Origin of the sequence: Bowmanella pacifica (assembly GCF_014645355.1) — a bacterium.
Classification (GTDB): domain Bacteria; phylum Pseudomonadota; class Gammaproteobacteria; order Enterobacterales; family Alteromonadaceae; genus Bowmanella; species Bowmanella pacifica.
The window spans coordinates 690,754-714,452 of sequence record NZ_BMLS01000001.1; the positions used below are offsets into that span (position 1 = coordinate 690,754).

Below are 23,699 nucleotides of genomic sequence, written 5' to 3' on the forward strand. Positions count from 1 at the left end.
TCAGGCAGAGACTAGCCTAAGTCCCTTAATCAGGCCTCGGCTTCCATTTTCAGCAGCAAGGTTCTGATGTCGTCTTTGGCACTAACAATATGCTGCTGAAGAAAAGCACAAGCCTTGGCGCTATCGCCACTACGACATAAATCCAGCAATTCCTGATGACCGTCAGGGGCCCGGTCCACTCCGCCTGACTGCATAATGTGCATACGCGCGTAACGCTCAGAGTTTTTATTAAGCATGTTAACCAACTCTTCGGTATGCGGGCGCTCGGCTTTGCAATACAGCTTGGCATGAAAACGGCTATTTAAAGTGCCAGTGGTCAGGTAGCTGTCACCCGCGGCAGCGGCGGCTTCCAACTCGTCCAACAGAGCCTGTGCCTCAGCAAAATCCTGCTCGCTCAATTTGCTGATCGAGTGCTTTAATAGTTCGGCTTCCAGCAGGGCACGCAACTCAAAGATTTCATCCACCTGGGCAGCGGACAGCTCCGTGGCCGTCGCACCTTTATGCGCTTCGAACTCAACCAACCCCTCTCCTTCCAACTGTAGCAAGGCTTCGCGAACTGGAATCCGGCTGACATTCAGTTCTTCTGCCAAGGCCGCTTGACGCAAGGGATCGCCAGCCTTAATGTCGCCACTGAGAATCTTCTCTCGTATCGCTTCAACCACAAGTTGGGTACGGGTTTTATGTTCTATTGCCATGATGGCTCCCTGATTGCATATCGCATACATTATACTTATCCCCGATCTGAGTACCAGTGGCGACCCGATAGTGATAGGGGTGCGAACTATGCCCTGAGCGCATGGATAGAGTGAAAACAACCTGCGCAAGCCCGGATTACAGTCATGCAAGGTTGCCCTGCACAACCTAATTAATCTTAAAAAAGCCGAGGGTCGTAACCCCCTCTGTCTGTTACTGAAGAGCCAAATTGGAGAAACATATATGAGCACATTAGGCGTAGGTGGCAAAACACCGGAACAAGCATTGGCCGGGTTGTCAGATATGACCACTGATCTTCAGCCTATTGGCATGGACGAATACAAGGCCAGAATTCAAACTGCCCAGGCTTATATGCAAGCCAACAATATCGCCGCTATTTATCTGAATGCTGGCACCAACCTGACTTACTTTAGCGGCCTGCGCTGGTATGCCAGTGAGCGCATGGTAGGCGCAATTTTACCAGCCAAGGGAGCGTTGGAGTTTATCGCTCCTCATTTTGAAATCGGTACCCTGAACGATTACATGCAGGTGCCCGGTAAAATTCATGCCTGGCATGAACATGAGTCACCTTATGCGCTGTTTCTTGAGGTATTGGCCAATATGGGCATTGATGCCCCGGCCAGAATCGGTATTGATGAAAGCGCGCAGTTCTTTATTTTCGATGGCATCAATCAGTTACAGCAAGGTTTGCGCTTGATTAATGCCAAGGAGGTGACAGCCCATTGCCGCATGCATAAATCGGCCGCTGAGCTGGCGCTAATGCAGCGCGCCATGGATATGACTCTTGCCGTACACAAGGCTGCTGCCAGTATTCTACGCGATGGCATCAGCACCAGTGAAGTGGAACACTTCATTCACCAGGCACACAAAAAGGTAGGCGCCAGCGGCTCCTACTTTTGTATTGTGCTATTTGGTGTAGCAACGTCTTTCCCGCACGGTGTAAAGCATATCCAACACCTGAAAGCCGGCGATATGGTACTGATTGATACCGGCTGCAAGGTACAGGATTATCTGTCCGACATTACCCGCACCTACGTATACGGCGAAGCCAATGCGCGCCAACGTGAACTGTGGCATGCCGAGAAACAAGCTCAAGCCGCCGCCTTCGAAGCCGCACAGTTAGGTGTTGCCTGTGAAGATGTAGATAAGGCAGCCCGGGTATCCCTGATGCAAAGTGGACTGGGACCAGATTACCAACTTCCCGGTCTGCCTCATCGCATCGGCCATGGTATAGGCATGGACATTCACGAATGGCCCTATCTGGTCGGCGGCAACACGCAGCCTCTGGCACCTGGTATGTGCTTTTCCAACGAGCCGATGATTGTCGCTCCTAACGAGTTCGGTGTGCGCCTGGAGGATCATTTCTATATGACCGAACAAGGGCCCCGCTGGTTTACCCAACCCAGCCATAGCATCGATGATCCGTTTGGCCTTAACGCCTGACGATAATGCCGCCTGAGATTCACGTCCTGATGAAGGCGCACTGCCCTAATTTGGTATAGGATGAAGGAAAACCCCGCGGAGCAGCTTATGGACGTTTTTCTTCAGGCGGCAATTGAACAAGCCCGCTTAGGGCAGGCCGAGGGCGGCATTCCTATTGGCTCGGTATTAGTACACAACGGCAAAGTGCTGGGAGCCGGCCACAATCGCCGTGTGCAGCAAGGCAGTGCCATTTTACATGGTGAAATGGATGCGCTGGAACAGGCTGGTCGCTTACCCACCAGCGTCTATCGCGAGTCGGTACTTTATACCACCCTGTCGCCTTGCTCCATGTGCAGTGGCGCCATCTTGCTGTACGGTATTCCCAAAGTCATTATCGGCGAGAACCAAACCTTTATGGGCGAAGAAGCACTACTGAAGGCCCGCGGTGTTCAGCTTACTGTGCTTCAGGATCATGACTGTATCGCCATGATGGAAGATTTTATCACTCAGCATCCCGAGCTATGGAGCGAGGATATTGGCGAATAACCTCGTACCTTCAACTGCGCGGTTAGGCTGTGAATTCCGTTATATTGTCTCCCACAAACCTATGCGCCTAGCTGTGAATTAAAGGCGGGCTGTGACATCATAGCGGCCCTGTTTTGGGCCTTGCCGGGAGCACCGCCTGCTCAATGCGTTCCATCAAAGAACTGGAAAAACTGTTTCGTAGTCAGGATTGGCAAGAAGCCCGAGCGCTTTACCATCAGGGCTTAATTGAAAGCCTGCATTATGACCCCGATGAGCGAATGCTAAGTGGCACCGTCGCCAACGAACGGGGCACAGGTCATTATCAGGTTTTTATCGATTGGGGGCTCTCCCAGCCAATCTGTGACTGCAACTGCCCGCAAGGCAAGTTTTGTCGCCACGGCGCCCTTTTGATCCAGGGTGCCCTGGATGATGCCAATCCATTGCTGGACAGCCGCGATGAACAGGTGGCCGCCTGGCTGGACAGGCTTAAACCTAAGGCCGATAAAGTCACTAAGCCTAAGCAGGATATTCTGATCTATCTGCTGTCGCTGGCCAAAGTACGGGATAGGCATGGCTTTAAAGTGGATATCCGCCTCACCCGGCGCCTTAAAAACGGTAGTTTGAGTAAAAGCCTGCGTAATAGCTACTTATCAGAATCCTTGCTGGCAGAAGTCGATACTCAGGAACGTCAGTTGCTGGCCAATCTCATGGCAGCCCGCAACGAATATGGCTTGCTCCCCCAGCTTGACGATCTGAAAGAGATACTGGCAACCGGTCGCTGCTACTGGCAAACCATGAGCGACAACGCACTGTCACTGGCCGCCGCCAAGCCCGGCGTACTGAAATGGCAGCAGCAAGGAGACAATTATCATCTGGTTCTGGATATCCCAGGTCTTGAGGCAAAAGACATTATTACCAGTCATCCGCTTTGTTATCTGGACAACAGCACAACTACCATCGTGCCGCTGGATTTTCAGCTTATGCCAGAACAGGTGCAAGCCCTGTTGGATGCACCGCCCCTCAGTGCTGTGCAACTGGCCTGGGCCTGGCCGATGATGCAACAGTGGCTGGGTAACAGCCCGGCACTTTCGCCACCACCGCTTGAACTGCCAACCCAAACCGCAACGCCGAAGCCGGTGCTGGTACTGAGTTGTACCGACACAAAAACTTCCTCCTGTGTGGCCACCTTGTGGTTTGACTATCAGGAACAACGAATCAGCCCTTATCTGGCAGAGGCAATTCTGCAGGATAGCAACGGCCAATCCCTGCCACGCCACAAGCCCTTTGAGCAGCAGGCTATCGACACCTTGCGCAACGCCGGTTTTACCCTGGCCCCCGCGTCTTTTAATTATTGGTCGGTGCCAGACTTTCAACTTTGTGCAGAACCAGAGCACTGGTTCAGCATTTTGCACCAGTTGCTGCCTTCTCTGCAGGCATCCGGTTGGCAAATAAGTCAGTCGGCAGATTTCCCCTACTCCCTTAGCCAGGCTGAAAGTCAGATTGAAACCCGTATAGAGGAAGAAAACGACAATTTCTTTTCCCTGTCCATGATGGTTCAGGTCGGTGATAAACCGCTACCGCTGCTGCCTATTTTACGAACCGCACTGCAACAACTGCCCACTGAGCGCCTGCACGATGAAGGCCAGGATAAAGACCAGTACTTATATATTCCACTCAGCAATACTCAGGCTCTGCCGTTACCCATGGCGCAGATCCGCCCCATCTTGACGCAATTTGTTGAGCTGTTTATGCCTGGCAGCCTGAGGGCCGACGGCAGCATCCGGTTATCCAAGTTCCAAAGCCACCAGACCCTGTCCATGTTGAACCAACATAGTTTGCTGGGTCAGGGGCGTTCCAGGCTGCGAGATATTGCTGCCAGTTTACGCCGCTTTGACGAGATACAAGAGATCGCGCCGCCGCCGCAATTGCAGGCCACCCTGCGCCCTTACCAATTAGAGGGGCTAAGCTGGATGCAGTTTTTACGCGAGTATGGGCTAGCGGGGATTCTTGCTGACGATATGGGGCTGGGCAAAACCCTGCAGACCATTGCCAATTTGTGTGTGGAAAAACACGCAGGAAGACTCACCAGCCCAGCACTGATCCTGGCGCCCACCAGCGTCATCTTCAACTGGCAAACCGAACTAAAGCGCTTTGCCCCACACCTGCAGGTCATCTTGTTACACGGCCCACAACGCCAGCAACAATTTAACAAGCTGGCGACGGCGGATGTAGTGATCACCAGTTATCCGCTGCTCAGCCGGGATACCCAACGGTTACAAGCTCAATCCTGGCATTACCTGGTGATGGACGAAGCACAACTTTTAAAAAACCCAGTCACCCGCTTATACCAAGCGGTACAAGGGCTCAATGCAACCTACAAGCTATGCCTGACCGGCACCCCCATGGAAAACCATATTGGCGAGCTATGGGCGCTGTTCAATCTGCTATTGCCGGGTTTATTAGGTAGCCAGAGCCAGTTTACTAAACTGTTTCGCGCGCCCATAGAAAAGCACAACGACGCCGAGCGACGTCAACTGCTGGCAGAGCGTATTCGGCCGTTTTTACTCAGACGCAGCAAAGATAAAATTGCCAGTGAGCTGCCAGCCAAAACCGAAATTATCAGCAAGGTCAGAATCGAGGGTAAACAAGCTGAGCTGTACGAGTCGGTACGTTTAACGGTGGACGACAGCTTACGCGAGGTCATTGCCAGCAAGGGCCTGGGTCGCAGCCAACTGGACATTCTGGATGCCATGCTCAAGTTACGTCAGGTGTGCTGTCACCCGCAATTAATGTCTTTGCCCACAGCGCGAAAGGTCAAACAGTCTGCCAAGCTGGAACTGCTGCTGGAAATGCTGCCGGAGCTGGTCAGCGAAGGGCGGCGAATTTTGCTTTTCTCTCAGTTCACCAGCATGCTGGATATTATTGAGCAGCAGGTACAAGGGCTGGGCATTGACTATATCAAACTGACAGGCACGACCCGCCATCGTCAGCAGGTGATTGAGCAATTTAAACAGGGCAACGCCCCGCTGTTTTTAATCAGCCTCAAGGCCGGCGGTACTGGCTTGAATCTGACCGAGGCCGACACTGTTATTCACTTTGATCCCTGGTGGAACCCGGCAGCAGAAAACCAGGCCACTGACCGCGCCCATCGTATCGGCCAGGACAAACCTGTGTTTGTTTACAAACTGATTGTGGAAGGCTCGATTGAGGAGCGTATCCAGCAACTGCAGCAGCAGAAAAACCGCTTAGCCCAGGCCATTCTCAGTGACGAGATGGGCGACCTTAGCGAAGGTTTCAATACCGAGAACCTGCAATTGCTGTTGCAACCTTTAGTGGTGGCTGAGCACTAAGCTCGCTCTGGCGCGGGTTGCTCTCTGGCACGCAACCATATGCGCCCCATGGCCGTAATCAAGGCTATGGCAAACACCAATCGGCCCCACAGTATAGTGCTGAGATCAGCACCGAGTAGCAGGATTAATAAGGTATCTTCTATCAGGCTATGAGTCAGCCCCAGAAAACAGACCACCAATAAGGTATCGCGTTTATTGATATGACCGCTGCGTACCTCGTTAATCAATAACCCTGCCCCATAAGACAAGCCCAACAACATACCGACAATAGTAATATTGGAGGCTTCCTTACCTATGGTCAGGCAACGCATCAGCGGTGACAGTAACTGCTGCAAAACCCGTTCAACACCCAGCCAGCGCAGAATGCGCATCATCACCACCAGACTGGATAGAATCACCAGGATCCAGGCCAATAGTTTTAACTGGGCTATCCCCCAGCCCAGCCAGCCTGGTTCGCTGGCCTGAGGTTGCCACAAAAGCTCTGCAGGCTGCTGCAACAGCCCAAAATAACTAAATACCTGACTGAATATCGCGGCCAGAAACAAGCCGCTACCGATACGAATGGCCAAGGTCAGGCGCCACCTTACGCCGGTTGCCTTAGCCACCGCCCCTTCAATCACCAGCGAATGCGCCACCAACATAAGCAATCCCAGAATACTGATTTGCGCTACCGTATACTCTTGCCCAGCCGACAAGGTATAGAACGCCGCCATGCCGGTGTAAATATTGGTTAGCATGGTCACCGCCCACACCAGTCCCAGTTCACTGGGCAGCCCAAGCAGTTCAACCACAGGGCCCAAAGCCACACCCAGCCATTGGGTAAAACCCACTGTATCCAGCAGTTTCACTATGATAGTGGCCGGAACCATAATCTTAATCAGCGTCCAGTAGGCGTTAAAAATATCGCTGCCAATGCTCAATAAGGTGGTTTTTAACAGGGCAAAGCGGGACAACATAATGATTCCATAACTGCTTGAGGACGGCATATTTTAGAAGGACTTGAGAACTTATATTTCGATTTTTCCACTTATAAGTTAATTTATATTTCCTTTTACACCCTGAGTGTTTATCAATGTTTCTCGACCGTATAGATAAGGCCATTTTACGCCAGCTACAAAAGGATGCTGCGATCACCAACTTACAGTTAGCGGAAGTCGTTGGTCTGTCGGCCCCGGCCTGTCTGAAGCGGGTAAAACGCTTGCAAAAGGAAGGGATCATCCAGCGCCGGGTGGCGCTGCTTAATCCAGATAGCTTCGGCCCTTGCCTGCATATTCTGGTGGAGGTGTTTATGCAAAGCGACCGGCGCGAGCTAAATGCGGCCTTTATCCACAAGCTCAAGCAGATGCCGCAGGTAAAACAATGCTACGAGGTAACCGGCGAAGTAGACTTTGTATTGCTGGTGCAAGTACCAGATATGCCCTCTTATCAGGCATTTTGTGAAGACCTGCTGTACAGCAACCCAAATATGAAAGCCTTTACCACCCTGATATCCATGAACCGGATTAAATATGACACTAGCCTAACCATTGCAGATTAGCCCCGACTAAGAAGGCAAACACGCAGGAGACAAGGGCTGAAAGTGCCTGACTAAGCTTTCCCTCCTTTATCACCAAAGCTCAGAATTCACGCTCTTTGAACACAAAACCAGCAATCACGCACTTTATCGCACTGGTCGTAGCAGCAAATCCCACAATTGTAATAATTAATTCTTATAATACTGACCCTTAGCGAAGCTTTTAACACACAAAAACAGGAACCATAATGAAGAACGAAGCCTCCACCAGCCATTTTGGCAAGAAAGCGCTAGCTTTAGCCGTGGCCAGTGCCTTTGTTGCCGCCTCAGGTTTAACCAGCGTCGCTGCACAGGCTCAAGAGCAAGCCGCCGCAGATATTGAAACCGTCACTGTTACTGCCCGTAAAAAAGTTGAAACCATTCAGGATATTCCTGGCGTGGTCAATGTACTGAGCAGAAAACAGCTTAGAGCTAACGGTACCGGCGATGCCGAGTCTCTGGCCTTGAATACCCCAGGAGTGGTGTACAGTGAAACCTATGCTGGCGCTTCCTCTCCCCGTATTACCATTCGTGGTGTAGGTGACGACGACTTTAACCCAAATGGTTCCGCTTCTGCCGCCATTCACGTAAACGGCGTTTATCAGGGCACAAACGGCCTGTTGAACGGCCAGTACTTTGATATTGACCGCGTAGAAGTGTTAAAAGGCCCGCAAGGCACCCTATATGGCCGTAATGCCACCGCTGGTGCAGTAAACATTCTCAGTAAGCGCCCCGGATTCGAGTTTGGCGGCTATATTGATCTGGATATCGGTAACTACGGCACTTACCGTGGTGAAGGTGCAGTAGACCTGCCGGTATCAGAAACCTTTTTGGTCCGCGTAGCTGGCATGTATGAAAGCTCGGATGGTTTTTACGAGCACTTAGGTACCGGACCATTGACTGGCTTTAGTTATACGCCTGGCGTCATTGCCGCCCAGGAAGAAGTCGCTGCACAAGGTGACTGGGGCGGTGCCGACAGACAATCTGCACGTATTACCGCAGAGTGGGAAGCCTCGGCCGATACGCTGGTCAGTGCGCGCTTGACAGTGGGTAAAGATGACAGCGAACTGGCCATCCCCGATGTCAGCGCTGACAACTGGGCTGAATATGCTAAATCAGATGCCTTCTTCCTGAACCCGCAAGACCCGGCTCTGGTCGAATTTGCCAACGCATTGGATAATGATCCGTTCACGGTTTATTCCAACGTGCTGCCCAAGCTGGATTCAGACCAGCACGCCTTGCACCTGCAGGTTGACCATGACTTCGTATCCGGTATGACCGGCACCATCTTGCTGGGCTACGAAGCCCTTGATCGCGAGTACGAAACCTCAGACAACATGCCTATTGCGATGGCCGACTATGGCTTTGAAAATGATTTTTCACAGTTCACTGTTGAAGCCCGCCTGGCCGGTGACCTGGCCGATAACATCGGTTGGTTAGTGGGTGCCTTTATGCTCAAAGACGATATCGACTTTGGCACTAACCTGCGCTTCTTAAACTCCGGTTTATGGCAAACCGATGTGCGTACCGACTATCAACAGGAACGTGATTCTTTCGGCTTGTTTGCCTCTTCTGACTGGACCCCGGTAGATTGGTTTACCCTGGAAACCGGTATTCGCTACTCAAGCGACGAAGTCACCTTCAAGGGTCAGACCAAAAACCTCGACCCTTATGGTGTATACGGTACGCCGCCTAAGTTCTTCCCAGCTGGTGAAGTCTATATCGGTGTCCCAATCGATCCTAACGCACCTTTGTTGTTTGACGAGTCTTTAGATGACAGCGAATTCACCTGGAAAGTCAGCAGCATCTTCACCCCTGCCAAGCAGTGGCGACTGTATGCCACCGTTAGCACCGGCTACAAGGCTGGCGGTTTCGATGGCTCTACTATCCTGACACCACAGGAAGCCCTGCCTATCGACTCTGAAACACTGGTAGCTTACGAGTTGGGTGCCAAGTACCGTTCAGATGACGGCCTGCTAAGCGCAGAAGTGAACCTGTTCAATTACGACTTTGAGGACTATCAGTCCACTGCCAAGCTGATGGTAGCCGGTGCCAGCACTAACGTGCGCGCTAACGTTGCCGATGCCACCATTCAAGGTGCAGAACTGGCCTTTACCTTAAGCCCCATTGAAGGTCTGGATATCCGCGCTGGCGGCTCGTTCATCTCATCTGAAATTGATAACTTCCAGGGTGAAGACGCCACCATCGAAGGCAATGATTTGCCCTTCTCACCCGATACGTCCTGGAACCTGGCCGTGGTCTATGCCACGCCTATCAGCGAGCAGTTCACCCTGCGCACGCAGTTAGATGCCAGCAACACCGGTGAGCACTACCAGACCATTGATAACAATGATCTGGTTGACGGCTACACCGTGACTAACGCCCGTATCGCACTAGAAGCAGAAGACTGGGAAGTGGCATTGTGGGTACGTAACCTGGCGGATAAAGACTACAACGTAGGCTATTTCCCAACCACAGGCTTAACCCCTGACACCTTCTTAAAAGGCGCGCCTCGCACCTTTGGTGTTAACTTTATGATGAACTTCTAAGGTCTGAGAGACTTAAGACCTTAAGCTAAGTAAAAAGGCGGTATGTTTTGCATACCGCCTTTTTTAATCCTTATCGTAGCCTGATTGACTTCTCGTCCACAGCCTAATGTTAAAAACCGATTTGTACTGCCACCGCTAACAGCACCAAGGCAGTCACAATAAATATCGCCCATAGCGGCAATACAAACCTCGCCCATTGCGCCCAGCCAACATTGGCGGTGGCCAGATAGGCCAATAAGGTGCCGGAGGTTGGGGTCAGCATATTGGTAATGCCGTTGCCAAACAAAAACGCCAGTACTGTGGTTTGTCCCGACACGCCAGAAAGCTGCCCAATTGGTCCCATAATCGGCATGCTGACCGCGGCCTGTCCGGAGGTAGATGGGATCAGAAAGTCCAGCAGCAACTGCGCCATAAACATACCGCTGGCAGCCACAGTCGGGGTACCTTCCCCAATCAGGCCCACCAAACTATGTACCACGGAGTCGAGAATTTGCCCTTGCTCCAGAGTCACGGCCACAGCCGAGGCTACGCCAATTAAAAAACTGGCCAACAGGACTTTTTTCATACCGCTAACAAAGGCATCGGCGGCACCATTGGCCCCCAGGCCGCTAATCACAGCCAGTAACAGGCTGATACCGATATAGTAGGCCGACAATGCTTCGTGTTTCCAATGCCAGGTATTAGAGGCATAAACCAAAAAGCCGATACTGGCCATCAAGACCACCAGCATCAAACTATGACGCCAGGACAAACGACTATGGTTGAGCACCAGTTCCACCTGTTCGCCATGGGCCTGGCGACGGATCACCCACAGCATAAAACCGATGCCGATGAGTAAAAACACCAGATAACAGACAAAGCGAAAACCGGCACCACTGAATATTTGCAGCCCCACCAGCGGCTGGGCAATGGTCAGCGGCAAGGGGTTAGACACCGAAGATAAATACCCCACCTTGACCGATACGGTGACAATGGCAAAGCCGATAATGGGCGCCATACCGAGGCGCTGCGCCATGGCCACCATCAGCGGGATCACCAGCAGGTATTCCGACGCCAGCCCTAAAAAGGTACTACCGGCGGAAAACACCAGCATCAGGGCAATCACCAGCACATAGATATTGCCCTTCACCAGGCTAAGCAGGCGCTCAAGTCCGGCATCCACCGCGCCGCCTTTGGTCAGAATGCCAAACATACCGCCGATAATCAGCACCATAAAAATCAGCCCGGCGCCCCGTTCCAGGCCCAGCGGTATGCTCATCAGCAGCTCGGTAATACTGACCGGATAAGCCAGCTCTGCATCCCCCGCTGTCGCTCTGAATAAGTGGGCCACTTGTGGCTGTTTATCTAATACCTGATAAGAGCCTGGCACCACCAAACGCCCGTCACGCTCATAACGCCCAGACTCGACAAAGTAACTCATGGCCCCGGCCAGCACTAAAATACCCAACAGAATAATCAGCGGGTTAAGGGTCTTACGCTCATTCGCGCGTTCAGCCATGGCGGGCCTCCCCACATTGCGATTGCACATAATCCGCCATACTGCGACACACCTTGGCAAGATCCTGCTGAAAGGCAGAAAAACGATGGCTGGGCACAAACTGCGTTTCGTTCATGTACAAGGCCCGGTTAATTTCAATCTGCATACTGTAACGCCGCTTAGCCGGGTTGGCATAGTGAGTCACCAGGTAGCCGCCTTTGTAAGGCTGATTGCGTACCACACTATAACCAAGCCGGCTAAAAGCGTCTTCGACCACCTGGATAAACCCTGCATCACTGCACAGCCCGTCGTTATCCCCCAGCACCACATCCGGGCGTGACTGGCCGCTGTCTACATTCATACGATTACCGGTAGATTTCATCGAGTGGCAGTCAACATGCCAGACCGCACCATAGGTCTGATGTAATTTATCAAGCTGGCCTTGCAGGGCCTGGTGGTAGGGCAAATAAAAATCACGGATGCGCTGGGTAACCTCTTCCACGGCAAGCAACTGGTTGTACATTGGCACATCCGGCAGCGCCAGACGGCGAATCAGCCCCATACCCCGCTCACTGTAACGGGTGGGATTGCAACCGGCCCAGGGGTGGCTAAGCATGGCAGGATCAATATCATCCGGCGCTCGGTTAAGATCAATAAACATACGTGAGTACTGGGCACTAAGAAGACTGCCACCTACCGCCAATACTGGTTGCCATAGCTGGTCGACAAAGGCATCCCAGCCGGTTTTAAGCTGGGTTTCAGTGGCGTTGCAGACAAAACCATCAGGAAAACGTCCACCACTATGAGGCGAGTCCAGCAACAGCGGCAAAGGGCGGTGCAAAGTGGGCTCAGCCAGAGAATAGGTTGATATCATCAAAAACCTTCCAAAAAATACTGGCCCCCGCGGGGGCCTGTTACTTACATATCGTAGCTAAGCTGCAGGTAAAAGAAGCGTCCTACCGGGTTGTAGGTATTCTGATCAAAGTTGATATTGGGGTTAGTCAGCGATATCGGCGGCTGCTTGTCAGCCAGGTTATTGATACCGAATTTCACCCGCATGGCATCGTCAATGTCATAACTGACCGAGGCGTTGTGATACACCACAGTGCCAATATGGCGCGCTTCGTCCTGGAAGGTTTCGGTGCTGTCGCCAATGTGACGCAGATTGTAATTCACCGCCCAAGGGCCCTGCTGCCATTTACTTGAGAAGCTACCGCGCCATTCCGGGAAAGCTTCACGCAGATAGGCATTGCCTACTTTGTCTTCTACCTGCACAGTGCCGTCAGACAGCGTCGTGGAGGTTTCAAACTCGCGCAGTTTGGAGAGATTCAGGCTGAAATCCCACTCGCCCTGTTCAGTCTCAAGGCCATAGCGCATCATCAGATCCATACCGGCGGTTTTGGTGCTGTTGAGGTTAACCGGGCCATCCAGAATATTGTCTATCTCACCGCTGCTAGCACGGCTGATAACCTCACAGTTACGCGCCTGGCTGGCACATAAATCCAGCAGATTCTGCGCCCCAAAGGTAGAAATGGTATTGTCGATTTCAATGTCGTACCAATCCAGAGTCAGACTGAAGTCGTCTATAAAGGTGGGAATAAACACCACACCAAAGGACAGGTTTTCCGAAGTTTCTGGTTGCAATAAGCGGTTACCGCCGGTGGTCAGCTGCACATTGCTTTCACCTTGCGTATAGCCAGCAGGCAGACCCACGCAACCGGGCAGTGATTTATTGGTTGAGCAAGGGTCAATAACAGGCGCAAAGCTTTGTCTTTGCCCTTCAAACAACTCCAGAATAGACGGCGCTCTGAAGCCTTCCGCCCAGGTGGCACGCAACGACAGTCCTTCAACCGGCGAATACAGTACACCGGCCTTGCTGTTGGTGGTGCTACCAAAGGTGCTGTAGTCAGAGAAACGAGTGGCCAAACTCATCTCCAATCTATGAGCCAGTGGCGCTTCATCCAAAAGCGGAATGCTCAGTTCCACATAGGCTTCTTTCAGATCGTACTCGCCATCGGTGCCAGTGCGGGGAGCGGAACTGGTAGTTTGGTAGGTATTCACCCTGGGAGCGGAATTAATAATGTTATCTGGGGTATCCAGACCACGTTCTTTACGGTACTCAATGCCCGCGGCCATCGCCAGTTCGCCGGCTGGTAGCTCAAACAAGCTACCAGTGAGGTTAAAGGTAAAATCCACCTGGCTGGCTTCGTTCTCATCCCTACCGGTAAAGTTAACGTAGTTCACCATATCCTGCGTCAATGGCTGGAATAGATTCACCGGTACGCAGCCTGCGGCCAGATCCGATACATCCGCGCCGAGACCGCTGGTATCACAGGCCCGTAGACCCAAGGCCAGCTTATCCAGATGCATCTGGTTGTTTGAGGTAAAAGTGCCCGAGTTTTTTGCCCAGGACAAAAAGCTATCCCAACTCCAGCCATCACCAATTGGCAACTCGCCATCCAGGCCAACACCCAAACGAGTGGTTTCTACCTGCTGCTCGTTAACCCGGTAGCCGTTTTCTTCAATAAAGGCAGTATGACGAAAATCACTGCCGCTGAATTCCACGCCAAAAGGGTTTACACGTGGATCGTCGGCTATCACAAAGCCGCGGCTGCCCCCTCGCACGGCTGAAAGCACGGAGGAAAACTGCTGATCGGACTCGCGGCTGTTATACAGCGCCTCTATGCGTAAGTTCAGATTATCAAAAGGCACCAGCGCTTGCGCATATAAGGCAAACCGCTGGCTGGGACCCACCACATAGTTGTTATAGTAACGGTTAAACTGGTCGTCGCCGGTTGCAGCCCGCCAACTGGCTAGGTTATCCCCGTTGGCACCCGGATCACGGGTAATTCCGGCGCTCGGAATGCTAAAATCCAACACCGAGGATAAGTTGCTTTCCCGGAACAAACCTTGGGGCGTCCCCACTGACAAGCCATTTAACGGCACGGCCGTAATGTCACGATCCTGTGTATAGATAGGTTGCTGGTCAGAATAACTGGCAGCCACCATCAGGTTGCTATCGCCGATATCCCGACCAAACAACAAATCCAGATTAACGGTTTCCCGGTCACCTTCGCTGCTTTGTCCATAGTACGCTTTGGCGCTGGTACCAACAAAATCATTGTGGGTGTAAATATTCACTACCCCGGCAATGGCATCCGCGCCGTATATAGCGGTGGCACCGTCTTGCAATACTTCAACCCGTTTCACTATGGCTTGCGGTATCGTATTCAAATCCACAAAATCACGAAAACCACGGGTACCGGCACCATTCACCCAGCGATGTCCATTAACCAATACCAATGAGCGATTCTCACCCAGGTTACGTAAGTTCATACTGCTGCTGCCGTGGCTGGTTCCCGCCGAGCCATTACTGTTTAAACTGGCCCCCACAGAAGGCAGTTCCTGTAAAGCCTCACCTAAAGACACCGAGCCGGTCTGATTTAAGGCGTCGAGGTCTAATTCCTGAACCGGACTGGGGGTATCGCCCTGGCGTTTAATACGCGACCCTGTAACGGCGATAATCTCGGTTCCATTCTCTGCTTCAGCGCCCGCGGCTTGCTGAGCAGTAGCAGACAGACTGGTGCCCATACAAGCGGCACTGACAGATAAAACAACTAAGGATTGACGAAAGCGTGGCATAAACTGGTCTCCGGCTGAGTTAGGCATTGAGATGCTCTGTTTTGATTAACAGTTTATTAACCCGCCAAAGTCATGCAATATTATGGTAATTAATCATCAACCCATTACATTTTGTTATCAATATGTCAGAGCTGAATACCCAGAGTCCCTTAAGTCTGAAAAGCCTGGAAGCGTTCCGGGCCATCATTCAGACCGGTTCGGCCACCGCCGCGGCCAGCGCGCTGGGCGTCACTCAACCGGCCATCAGTCGCTTGCTTGCCGCCTTTGAGGAGCATGTGGGTTTCGCTCTGTTCTATCGGGAAAAGAGCCGTTTGTTCCCCACCGATGAAGCACTGGCGCTGTTTAAGGAAGTAGAACTTACCTTACAGGGTGCAGAGCGCATCAGCTTGCTGGCACGCAATATCTTTAACTCGGATCTGGGCTGGCTGAAAATTGTCGCGCCCAACTCCTTTATTGCCGGACCGCTGGCCGATGTGGTGGCGGATTTTTTGCGCCAGCATCCCAGGGTGAATATTTCCCTGGATACCCATAGTCCGGCCTCGGCCCGGGAAATGGTGGCACACCGCAGCGCCGATTGCGGTTTTATCCAACTCCCCGAGAACCATCCCGGTTTGCGAGTTGAGCCTATGCTCAAAAGCCATACCATGTGTGCACTTTCTCCTGCCCATCCACTGGCCACCCGCAGTTATATCGAGGTACAGGATCTCCAGGGGGAAAATCTGATCCTGCTGGGTAAGGGCCGTTATTCCAGACTGCAAATAGACGATATTTTCCGTCAGGCCAAAGTGCCCATGAAGGTCAAACTGGAAACCCACACCGTGGCCATTGCCTGTACCTTTGCTAAACGTAACCTGGGCGTAGCCATTGTTAACGATATGCTGGCCAGGCAATATGCTGACAGCAATCTGCTACTGCTCCCTTTCAAACCCACGTTGATTTACGAATACGGTTTTATAACCTCGGCCCATGCACCGATGAGCCGTCTTAGCCAGGCTTTTTTTGAACATTGCCAGCGGGCATTCAGTGACATGCAGGCCGGTTACCTGGCCACTTTCTAGCCCTGATAAAACTGTCTCCTTTTTGAGACAACCCAACAGTCTTTCCCATGTCGTCTCTGATTGCCCCGTAAGGCTAGTGCGGCGCGTTAATAAGGTCTAAGCAAACATCAGCCAAGGCAAAACGCTGGTTGTTCGCTTCAGCGGGTGTGTAAATCTGTCTCAACCAAACGACAGAATTACACAATGGCACCTAGCTTACCAAGCTGACAAAACCTTAGAGCCAATCCAACGCCCCTAAACTAAGAAATTAAATTTAATTTTAATTCAAAAGGTTAAGTCAACTCAGAGCAACAAAAACCAAGAAAAAACCTGAATTCTCCCTAGTTGGATCTTTTCTTGCTGTACTGCAGATAATGCTGATTTTTCTTGTTTACCGGCCCGTGTCCAGGGGCCTATTACGACTCGGGGGTAGTTAACTTGAGTAAACCTAAGTTCAATGAATTGCGAAATCGCGCCTTTCTCAGCGTCGGTTTGATCGTGGCTATCTTGCTGGTGTTAACCACCGGTGTGCGTGCTCAGCAAACTGCCAGCAATCAAGGCAAAAGCAATGAGCAAGTGCTGTTTGACCTGATGAGTAAGCGCGCCCAGAATCTCGCGGCGCAAAGCTACAATCAGGAAGAGGCCAATCTACCTGCTAGCTGGAAAACCATGAGCTACCCGCAGTACCGCGCCATTCGTTTCAAGGGCGATCAGGCACTGTGGAAAGATCAATCCCTGTTTGAGGTGCAGTTTTTTCACCCCGGCTTTCTCTATCAGCAACCGGTAGAAATTGAAGAAGTGAACAAAGACGGCATGAACAAACTGCTGCCCTTTAGCGCCAGTCAGTTTAATTACGATGCCGATGCTGCGCCACTCGCCGAGCAAAGCACCGAAAGCAAAGGCTATTCAGGATTCAGAGTGCATTACCCACTCAACCGCCCTGACTATAAAGATGAAGTAGCGGTTTTTCAGGGCGCATCGTACTTTCGCCTGGTGGGTCCCAATCAGATTTATGGCCTGTCGGCCCGTGGTCTGGCCATAGATACCGCCGAAACCAGCGGCGAACAATTCCCCCATTTCAAGCGTTTCTGGTTAGTTAAGCCCGAGCCCCAAGATACCCAACTGGTGTTTTTTGCTTTACTGGATAGCCCGGCCGTTACCGGTGCCTATCGTTTCGTACTGACGCCAGGAAGCGACACCCATATGCAGGTCACTGCGCGTCTATTTGCCCGTCAGGATGTGAACAAGCTCGGTATTGCACCGCTGACCAGCATGTTCTTCTATGGCGAGAATAAAGTCCGTCATGTGGACGACTTTCGTCCCGAGATCCATGACTCAGACGGTGTGTTGATGCAAACCTCTCACGGCGAATGGATTTGGCGGGCATTGAAAAACCCACGTCACCTGCAAGTGACCAGTCTGGCTGATGAGAGCCCTAAGGGTTTTGGTTTATTACAGCGTGACCGCGAGTTTATCCATTATCAGGACAATGAAGCCAAGTACCATCAGCGTCCGAGTATGTGGATCACGCCACAAGGCAACTGGGGTAAAGGCCGCCTGGAAATCGTGGAGATCCCCACGAACAACGAAACCAATGACAACATCGTCACTTACTGGGTACCGGAAACACCACTGAAAGCCGGTGAACAGCGCGAGTTCAGCTATAACTTGTCCACCTTTGACAGTCAGCGTCCAGAGCATCACCTGGCGCAAGTGGTACGTACCCGTATTGGATGGTCTGCCTTACCTGGGGAGCACAAAGCCCCCGCCAAAGCAGAGCGCCAGTTTGTCGTGGACTTTGCATCCCCAGCCCTGGCCAAGCTGGATGCCACCCAACCCATTGAATCGACGTTGCAACTGTCCGCCGGCAACCATAGCGACCTGAGGGTGCAAAAACTGCCAGGCGGCGAGTGGCGCGTGTCTTTCAAGCTTAAACCTGCCGATCAAACACCTGTAGACATGCGTCTGCAATTGAAACTACGTAACGAAACCCTAAGCGAGGTATGGAACTATGTCTGGAATCCAACTGACCTCAAATAAGTCGCAGGCTGATAAGCTGTCAGCGCCCTGGCAGATTCTGCTCAACCACAAGGCGCTGCGCCAGTGGCTGTTCTTCCTGCTAGTCAGTACCAGTGCGGTAGCCGGTATTAGCATGATGACCCACATCCTTAAGGCCAATGGCCTAACCGGATTGGAGGTCACACTGCTGGTACTGTTTGCCATTGTCTTTAGCTGGATTGTCTGCGCCTTTTGGAGTGCGGTAATAGGTTTTGCCCTGCAGTGGCTGCGAATCGATCCGCTGAGCCTGAAACGCAGCTTAGCGCTGCCAGAGGATAGCGGTGCGCCCACGCAACGAACCGCCGTGGTAATGCCGGTGTATAACGAAGATACCCGCCGCATTATGGCTGGCTTTGAAACCTGTCTGCGACAACTGGCACAGACCGGACACCTGGCCCAGTTTGATATGTATATGCTCAGTGACACTCGTAACCCTCAGATGGCCCAAGCCGAATTGGATCATTGGCATGCCATGCAGCAGCGACTGGGTGAACTGGGCAAACATGCGTTTTACCGTCGCCGCGAGAAAAATACCGAGCGCAAGGTAGGAAACCTGAAAGAGTTCTGCCAGCGCTTTGGTTATCGCTATGAAAATATGATTGTGCTCGACGCGGATAGCGTGATGAGCGGACAGGCTATGCTGCAACTGGTACACAGTATGGAGCAGAATCCTAAAGTGGGTTTGATTCAAACCGTGCCTATTCCGGTTCGTCAAACCACCCTGTTTGGCCGTTTCCTGCAATTTGCGTCAGAGCTGTATTGCCCTATGCTCGCCACCGGCTTGTCTTTCTGGCAAACCGACAGCGCCAACTATTGGGGCCATAATGCCATTATCCGTATGGAAGCCTTTATGCAGCATTGTGGTTTGCCCCGTTTAAACGGTCCGGCACCTTTTGGTGGCGACATTCTCAGCCATGACTTTGTCGAAGCCGCTCTGCTGCGCCGCGCTGGTTGGGATGTGTTTTTGCTTACCGATGTGCGCGGTAGCTTTGAGGAAGTGCCCTGTAATATCCTCGATTACGCAACCCGTGACCGTCGCTGGGTGCAGGGTAATATTCAACACCTGGGCCTGTTGACCGGCAGCGGCCTGCACCTGACCAACCGTTTGCATTTCCTGTTTGGTGCCCTGGCCTATATTTCTTCCTTGCTGTGGATGCTGATGCTGAGCCTAAGCTCGGCGGACGCCCTGATTCGCGCCACCACAGACAATGACTACTTTAATCAGACTTACCAATTGTTCCCCAACTGGCAGGTAGCCGAAACCGGTCTGATCAATGCCCTGTTGATGTGTACTGTGGTGCTGTTGATGTTCCCCAAAGTACTGGGAGTACTGCTGGCATTAAAGCAACGTCGCGAGGAATTCGGCGGTGCCGGCGCACTGCTCAAAGGTGCCCTGGCGGAAGCCTTGTTTGCTTTGTTAATTGCCCCGTTGATGATGGTATACCACGCCTTTTTCGTACTCAGCGTATTCCTCGGCTATCAGGTCAGTTGGAATGCTCAGGAGCGCGAAGGCCGCATGCTAAGCTGGCATGAAGCCTTTAAACGTACCGCGCTGGCGAGTTGCATCGCTGTGGTATGGGCGGTGGTCACTTACCTGTTTGCACCGCTGATGTTCTGGTGGATGGTACCGGTATTTACCGGTGTGATCCTGGCGGCGCCTATTGTGCGTTACTCCAGCAGCCTGGAACTGGGCCGTCTGGCCAGATTGCATGGCCTGTTTATCAGCCCCAGCGAAGCCGCGGAGCCTCAGGAGCTAAAGCAGTTGCGCCTGCGCCTGGCGAATATGCCACAACAGCCAGCGCAAATTGCCTTTACTCCGATGCTGCCAAGCGAGCAATGGCGCGAAATGCCCACACAAAGCTTTGATACCCTCGACACAGCCGAAGTGCTGGCCAGCGTTAACCGCTAGGTCATTAAGACGCCGCTAAACAGCGGCGTCGCTATTTTCATTTCCATATTGGTCTGCCCTACCCGGCTCCTGGCCGCAAAAACTGGCGTTCCCTAACGTCGGTTAGTACACTTGCCGCCGCTAACGCAGAAGCCAATAAAAAAGGTTAACAATGAAAATAACACATTCCCTGCTGGCCCTAACTCTGGGCCTGGGCAGTGCCTGTGCACTGGCCGATGATCGTATCAGCATCGACGACATCCCCACTTTGCAATCTGTGCTGCAAACCAGCATCAGCCCCGATGGCGAACAGATTGCCTTCACCCGCTCGGTTCCACGCGAATTATATGTGGAAGAGAACGGCAGTAACTACGCCGAACTCTACCTGATTAACGCCAAAGGTCAGGAGCGCGCCTTTATCACCGGTAAGGTGAATATCGGTAAGCTGCAGTGGTCTGCCGATGGCAAGCATGTTTACTTTCTGGCCAAGCTCGACGACGACAAGTTCACCAGCCTCTATCAAATCCCGGTTGACGGTGGCCAGGCCCAACCTGTACTGACCTTAAAGGATCGCAGTATCAGCAGTTACAAACTGGCCCCCAACGGCAAGCAAATTGCGCTATTAGCCAAGCCAGCTGCTGACAAGTCAGAAAAAGAACTCAAGAAACTCGGTTTTATGGCCGAGGTTTACGAACTGGGCCTGACCAACCAGCAATTGTATGTTCTGTCCCTGGATAAGGCTGGCGACAACCTCGCTCCGGAGGCGCTACCCATTGAAGACTACGTCAGTGATATGAACTGGGCCGCAGACAGCCAGGCATTGCTGGTCAAAACTCAGCCCAGTGCCCTGATCGACGACAAATACATGAAGTCGCAGTGGCACTTATTTGATCTGGCCAAGCAAAACATCAGCCTGTCCTTCGCCACCGAAGGTAAGTTGGGCGACGCTGAGCTGTCGGCTAACGGCCGCTATATCGCTATCCTAGGTGCAGAAGACAAGCATGATCCGGCTACAGGCCGTTTGTTCCTGGCCGATGCCAAAACCGGTGAAGTACAAGACTGGCTGCCTGATTTTAAAGGCCATATCAGTGATATCGAATGGTCTCACAAGGGCCAAACCCTGACCTTTATCGCCCAAGTCGGCACCCAGAACTTTGTCGCCAATATCAAACCCGGCAGCAACAAGTACAAAAAAGTAGTGAAAGAAGGCCAATTCATTGCCTCAAATCTGAGTATCTCTGACTCAGACAAGAGCATTGCTGTGCGTGCCAATAGCCATGCCCATCCTAACGAAGTCTTTATGATCCGTTCCGGCAAGGCCAAGCGCCTGTCAGACTCCAACCCCTGGCTGGCGGAAAAACGTTTGGCCAAACAGGAAACCATTCGCTTTAGCGCCGAAGATGGCGTGGAACTGGACGGCGTACTGATTTATCCCCTGGATTACCAAAAAGGCACCCGTTACCCGCTGATTATGTCGGTTCACGGCGGCCCAGAGAGCCATGACAAAGATGGCTGGCTGACCAACTACTCGCGTCCCGGCCAAATGGCAGCAGCCCGCGGCTATGCGGTGTTCTACCCTAACTACCGTGGTTCAACCGGTAAGGGAGTGGATTATTCCAAGCTGGGGCAGAACGATTATGCCGGTGAGGAGTTTAACGATCTGGTGCGCTTTAAGCAGCATCTGGTAGACATGGGCTTGGTGGATAGTAAGCGGGTTGGCATTACCGGTGGCTCTTACGGTGGTTATGCCTCAGCCTGGGGTGCAACTAAGCTGACCGAACATTTTGCCGCCAGCGTGATGTTTGTCGGTGTTACCAACCAGCTGTCCAAATTTGGTACCACAGATATTTCCAATGAAATGCACTTAGTGCATGCCCGTTCGTACCCTTGGGATAAGTGGCAATACTATCTGGAGCGCAGCCCTATTTATTGGGCAGGTCAATCCAAAACGCCTCTGTTGATTATGCACGGTAAGGATGACCCTCGGGTTCACCCTGCTCAGTCCATGGAGCTGTATCGCTATATGAAAGTGCAGGGTAAAGATGTGCGCCTGGTCTACTACCCGGGTGAAGGCCACGGCAACCGCAAAGCTGCTGCACAGTATGACTACAGCCTGCGCCTGATGCGTTGGATGGATAACTATCTGATTGACGGCAAAACCGAGATGCCAGACTACGAGATAGATCACGCTGCTAAACTCAAAGCAGTTAAAAATAAATAACCGCAGGCTAATTTAACCTGCTTACGAAAAGGCGCCCTCGGCGCCTTTTTTTATTGCCTGTAAACAGTGTCCTAAGGCCATTTTTATCGCTGTTTGAGCGAGTGTCGCGCAGCGATGAAAGCGACAAAAATTACAAAAAGTGACTTCTGGCCTATTTTTTCTTTGTTTTTAACTGTGCAATTATTGCACTTGGGATGTATAAAAAAACACCGGGATAACAGGTGAACGACAAAAGCGCGCTACTAAAACAATTACAGATCGACCCACAGGATAAACATGCCGAGCGGGGCCTGAGCCTATGGCATCTGCTGCTGGCGGTACTGGCAAGCTCAGCCCTAACGTTCTGGCTGACCAGCTTATTGGATACAAGTCAGTCCAGATCAACACAAAACACCAGCGCGGCAATAGCCCCCGCTCAGGCACAAGAAACTCCGTCTGCACCACCAGCCAAGGTAAACACGCAAAGCAACAGCATCTTAAACTCGTCTGGCTACATCACCGCCAGGCGCATGGCCACCGTGTCTGCCGAAGTAATGGGTCTGATCACGGAAGTAAATGTGGAAGAAGGTATGGCCGTCCAGCAAGGCGATGTGCTGGCCAGGCTGGATAACGCCTTGGCCAGTACGGCCCTTAAACTGGCCGACGCCCAGGTACAAGCCCTGATAGCCAGACGTAATGCCCTGGAGGCAGACTTGGAAGAAGCCAAGCGCAATCAGGTGCGCATCAATAACAATAGCTATTCCAGCGAAGCCGAACGTACCGGCGCTGCCACTCGTGTGCAGAGCCTGGCCGCCAACCTGCAAAGCGCTGTGGCTGAAATTGAAGTCGCCAAGCTACAAAGTCAAAGCCAGCGCGAACGTCTGGATGATCACACCATACGTGCACCGTTCTCCGGCGTGGTGACGGTCAAAAATGCCCAACCCGGTGAGATTGTGGCACCCACATCCGCCGGCGGTGGTTTCACCCGCACCGGTATCTGCACCATAGTGGATATGGACTCGCTGGAAATTGAAGTGGATGTGAATGAAGCCTTTATTGGCCGCGTTACTCCCGGCCAGCAAGTGGAAGCCACCTTGGATGCGTATCCGGATTGGCGAATCCCCGCCTCGGTTATTGCCATTATCCCCACCGCCGACCGGGCCAAAGCCACAGTGCAGGTACGTATACGTATAGAGGAAAAAGACCCCAGAATTTTGCCGGATATGGGCGTAAAGGTGGCTTTTATGAAAAGTTGATGTCGATACAAAAGGCCACCAAGCGATCA

The 23,699-nt window shown here is 52.2% G+C and carries 15 protein-coding genes; 10 read left to right on the forward strand and 5 right to left on the reverse strand.

All coding sequences use genetic code 11. The features are described 5' to 3' along the window. Positions 1-29: 29 nt before the first annotated feature. Positions 30-695 (reverse strand): GntR family transcriptional regulator, encoded by a 666-nt coding sequence (locus tag IEX02_RS02710; RefSeq protein WP_188689919.1) that lies wholly within the window; start codon positions 693-695, stop codon positions 30-32. Between the two features lie 241 nt (positions 696-936). Between IEX02_RS02710 and IEX02_RS02715 the strand changes: the two genes are divergently transcribed. From IEX02_RS02715 to IEX02_RS02725, 3 genes are all read left to right on the forward strand, one after another. Then, positions 937-2,157 (forward strand): M24 family metallopeptidase, encoded by a 1,221-nt coding sequence (locus tag IEX02_RS02715; protein ID WP_188689921.1) that lies wholly within the window; start codon positions 937-939, stop codon positions 2,155-2,157. 87 nt (positions 2,158-2,244) lie between these two features. Next, a complete protein-coding gene (locus IEX02_RS02720) occupies positions 2,245-2,682 on the forward strand; it encodes a nucleoside deaminase (protein ID WP_188689924.1) in 438 nt (145 codons plus the stop codon). A gap of 143 nt (positions 2,683-2,825) precedes the next feature. Next, positions 2,826-6,011 carry a DEAD/DEAH box helicase gene (locus IEX02_RS02725; protein ID WP_188689928.1) on the forward strand — a complete coding sequence of 1,062 codons (3,186 nt, stop codon included), beginning with the start codon at positions 2,826-2,828 and terminating at the stop codon, positions 6,009-6,011. Here the strand turns inward: IEX02_RS02725 and IEX02_RS02730 are convergent. Continuing rightward, positions 6,008-6,967 (reverse strand): nucleoside recognition domain-containing protein, encoded by a 960-nt coding sequence (locus tag IEX02_RS02730; RefSeq protein WP_229702005.1) that lies wholly within the window; start codon positions 6,965-6,967, stop codon positions 6,008-6,010. The two genes, IEX02_RS02725 and IEX02_RS02730, sit on opposite strands and share 4 nt — an antisense overlap. A 116-nt stretch (positions 6,968-7,083) precedes the next feature. Here IEX02_RS02730 and IEX02_RS02735 point away from each other — a divergent pair, with 116 nt between their 5' ends. Beyond that, complete coding sequence (locus tag IEX02_RS02735; protein WP_188689930.1) at positions 7,084-7,548, forward strand: Lrp/AsnC family transcriptional regulator; 465 nt, start codon at positions 7,084-7,086, stop codon at positions 7,546-7,548. A 224-nt stretch (positions 7,549-7,772) separates the two neighbouring features. Further along, entirely contained in the window at positions 7,773-10,112 is a 2,340-nt protein-coding gene (locus IEX02_RS02740; RefSeq protein WP_188689933.1) for a TonB-dependent receptor, read from the forward strand. 109 nt (positions 10,113-10,221) lie between these two features. Here IEX02_RS02740 and IEX02_RS02745 read toward each other — a convergent pair whose 3' ends face one another. The 3 genes from IEX02_RS02745 to IEX02_RS02755 are packed head-to-tail and all read right to left on the reverse strand — an operon-like array spanning position 10,222 to position 15,231. Next, positions 10,222-11,610 carry a YfcC family protein gene (locus IEX02_RS02745; protein WP_188689936.1) on the reverse strand — a complete coding sequence of 463 codons (1,389 nt, stop codon included), beginning with the start codon at positions 11,608-11,610 and terminating at the stop codon, positions 10,222-10,224. Beyond that, on the reverse strand, positions 11,603-12,463 hold the full coding sequence (locus tag IEX02_RS02750) for an N-formylglutamate amidohydrolase (protein ID WP_188691753.1): 861 nt from the start codon (positions 12,461-12,463) through the stop codon (positions 11,603-11,605). Before IEX02_RS02750 ends, IEX02_RS02745 begins: the two co-directional genes overlap by 8 nt. 44 nt (positions 12,464-12,507) lie before the next feature. Then, on the reverse strand, positions 12,508-15,231 hold the full coding sequence (locus tag IEX02_RS02755) for a TonB-dependent receptor (RefSeq protein WP_188689939.1): 2,724 nt from the start codon (positions 15,229-15,231) through the stop codon (positions 12,508-12,510). Positions 15,232-15,353: 122 nt separating this feature from the next. On the opposite strand from IEX02_RS02755, the gene IEX02_RS02760 reads away from it, so the two are divergent. The 5 genes from IEX02_RS02760 (at position 15,354) to IEX02_RS02780 (ending at position 23,670) form a co-directional block, all read left to right on the forward strand. Then, positions 15,354-16,289, forward strand: a complete 936-nt coding sequence (locus IEX02_RS02760) for a LysR family transcriptional regulator (protein ID WP_188689942.1) — start codon at positions 15,354-15,356, stop codon at positions 16,287-16,289. Between the two features lie 417 nt (positions 16,290-16,706). Continuing rightward, positions 16,707-18,308 (forward strand): OpgD/OpgG family glucan biosynthesis protein, encoded by a 1,602-nt coding sequence (locus IEX02_RS02765; protein WP_229702006.1) that lies wholly within the window; start codon positions 16,707-16,709, stop codon positions 18,306-18,308. Continuing rightward, the gene (gene mdoH, locus IEX02_RS02770) at positions 18,280-20,235 is read left to right on the forward strand and encodes a glucans biosynthesis glucosyltransferase MdoH (RefSeq protein WP_188689944.1); all 1,956 of its coding nucleotides are present in this window, start codon (positions 18,280-18,282) and stop codon (positions 20,233-20,235) included. Before IEX02_RS02765 ends, mdoH begins: the two co-directional genes overlap by 29 nt. Positions 20,236-20,386: 151 nt before the next feature. Further along, positions 20,387-22,435: a S9 family peptidase gene (locus tag IEX02_RS02775; RefSeq protein WP_188689947.1), complete on the forward strand. Its 2,049-nt coding sequence runs from the start codon at positions 20,387-20,389 to the stop codon at positions 22,433-22,435. 221 nt (positions 22,436-22,656) lie between these two features. Next, positions 22,657-23,670, forward strand: a complete 1,014-nt coding sequence (locus IEX02_RS02780; protein ID WP_188689950.1) for an efflux RND transporter periplasmic adaptor subunit — start codon at positions 22,657-22,659, stop codon at positions 23,668-23,670. Positions 23,671-23,699: the final 29 nt, after the last annotated feature.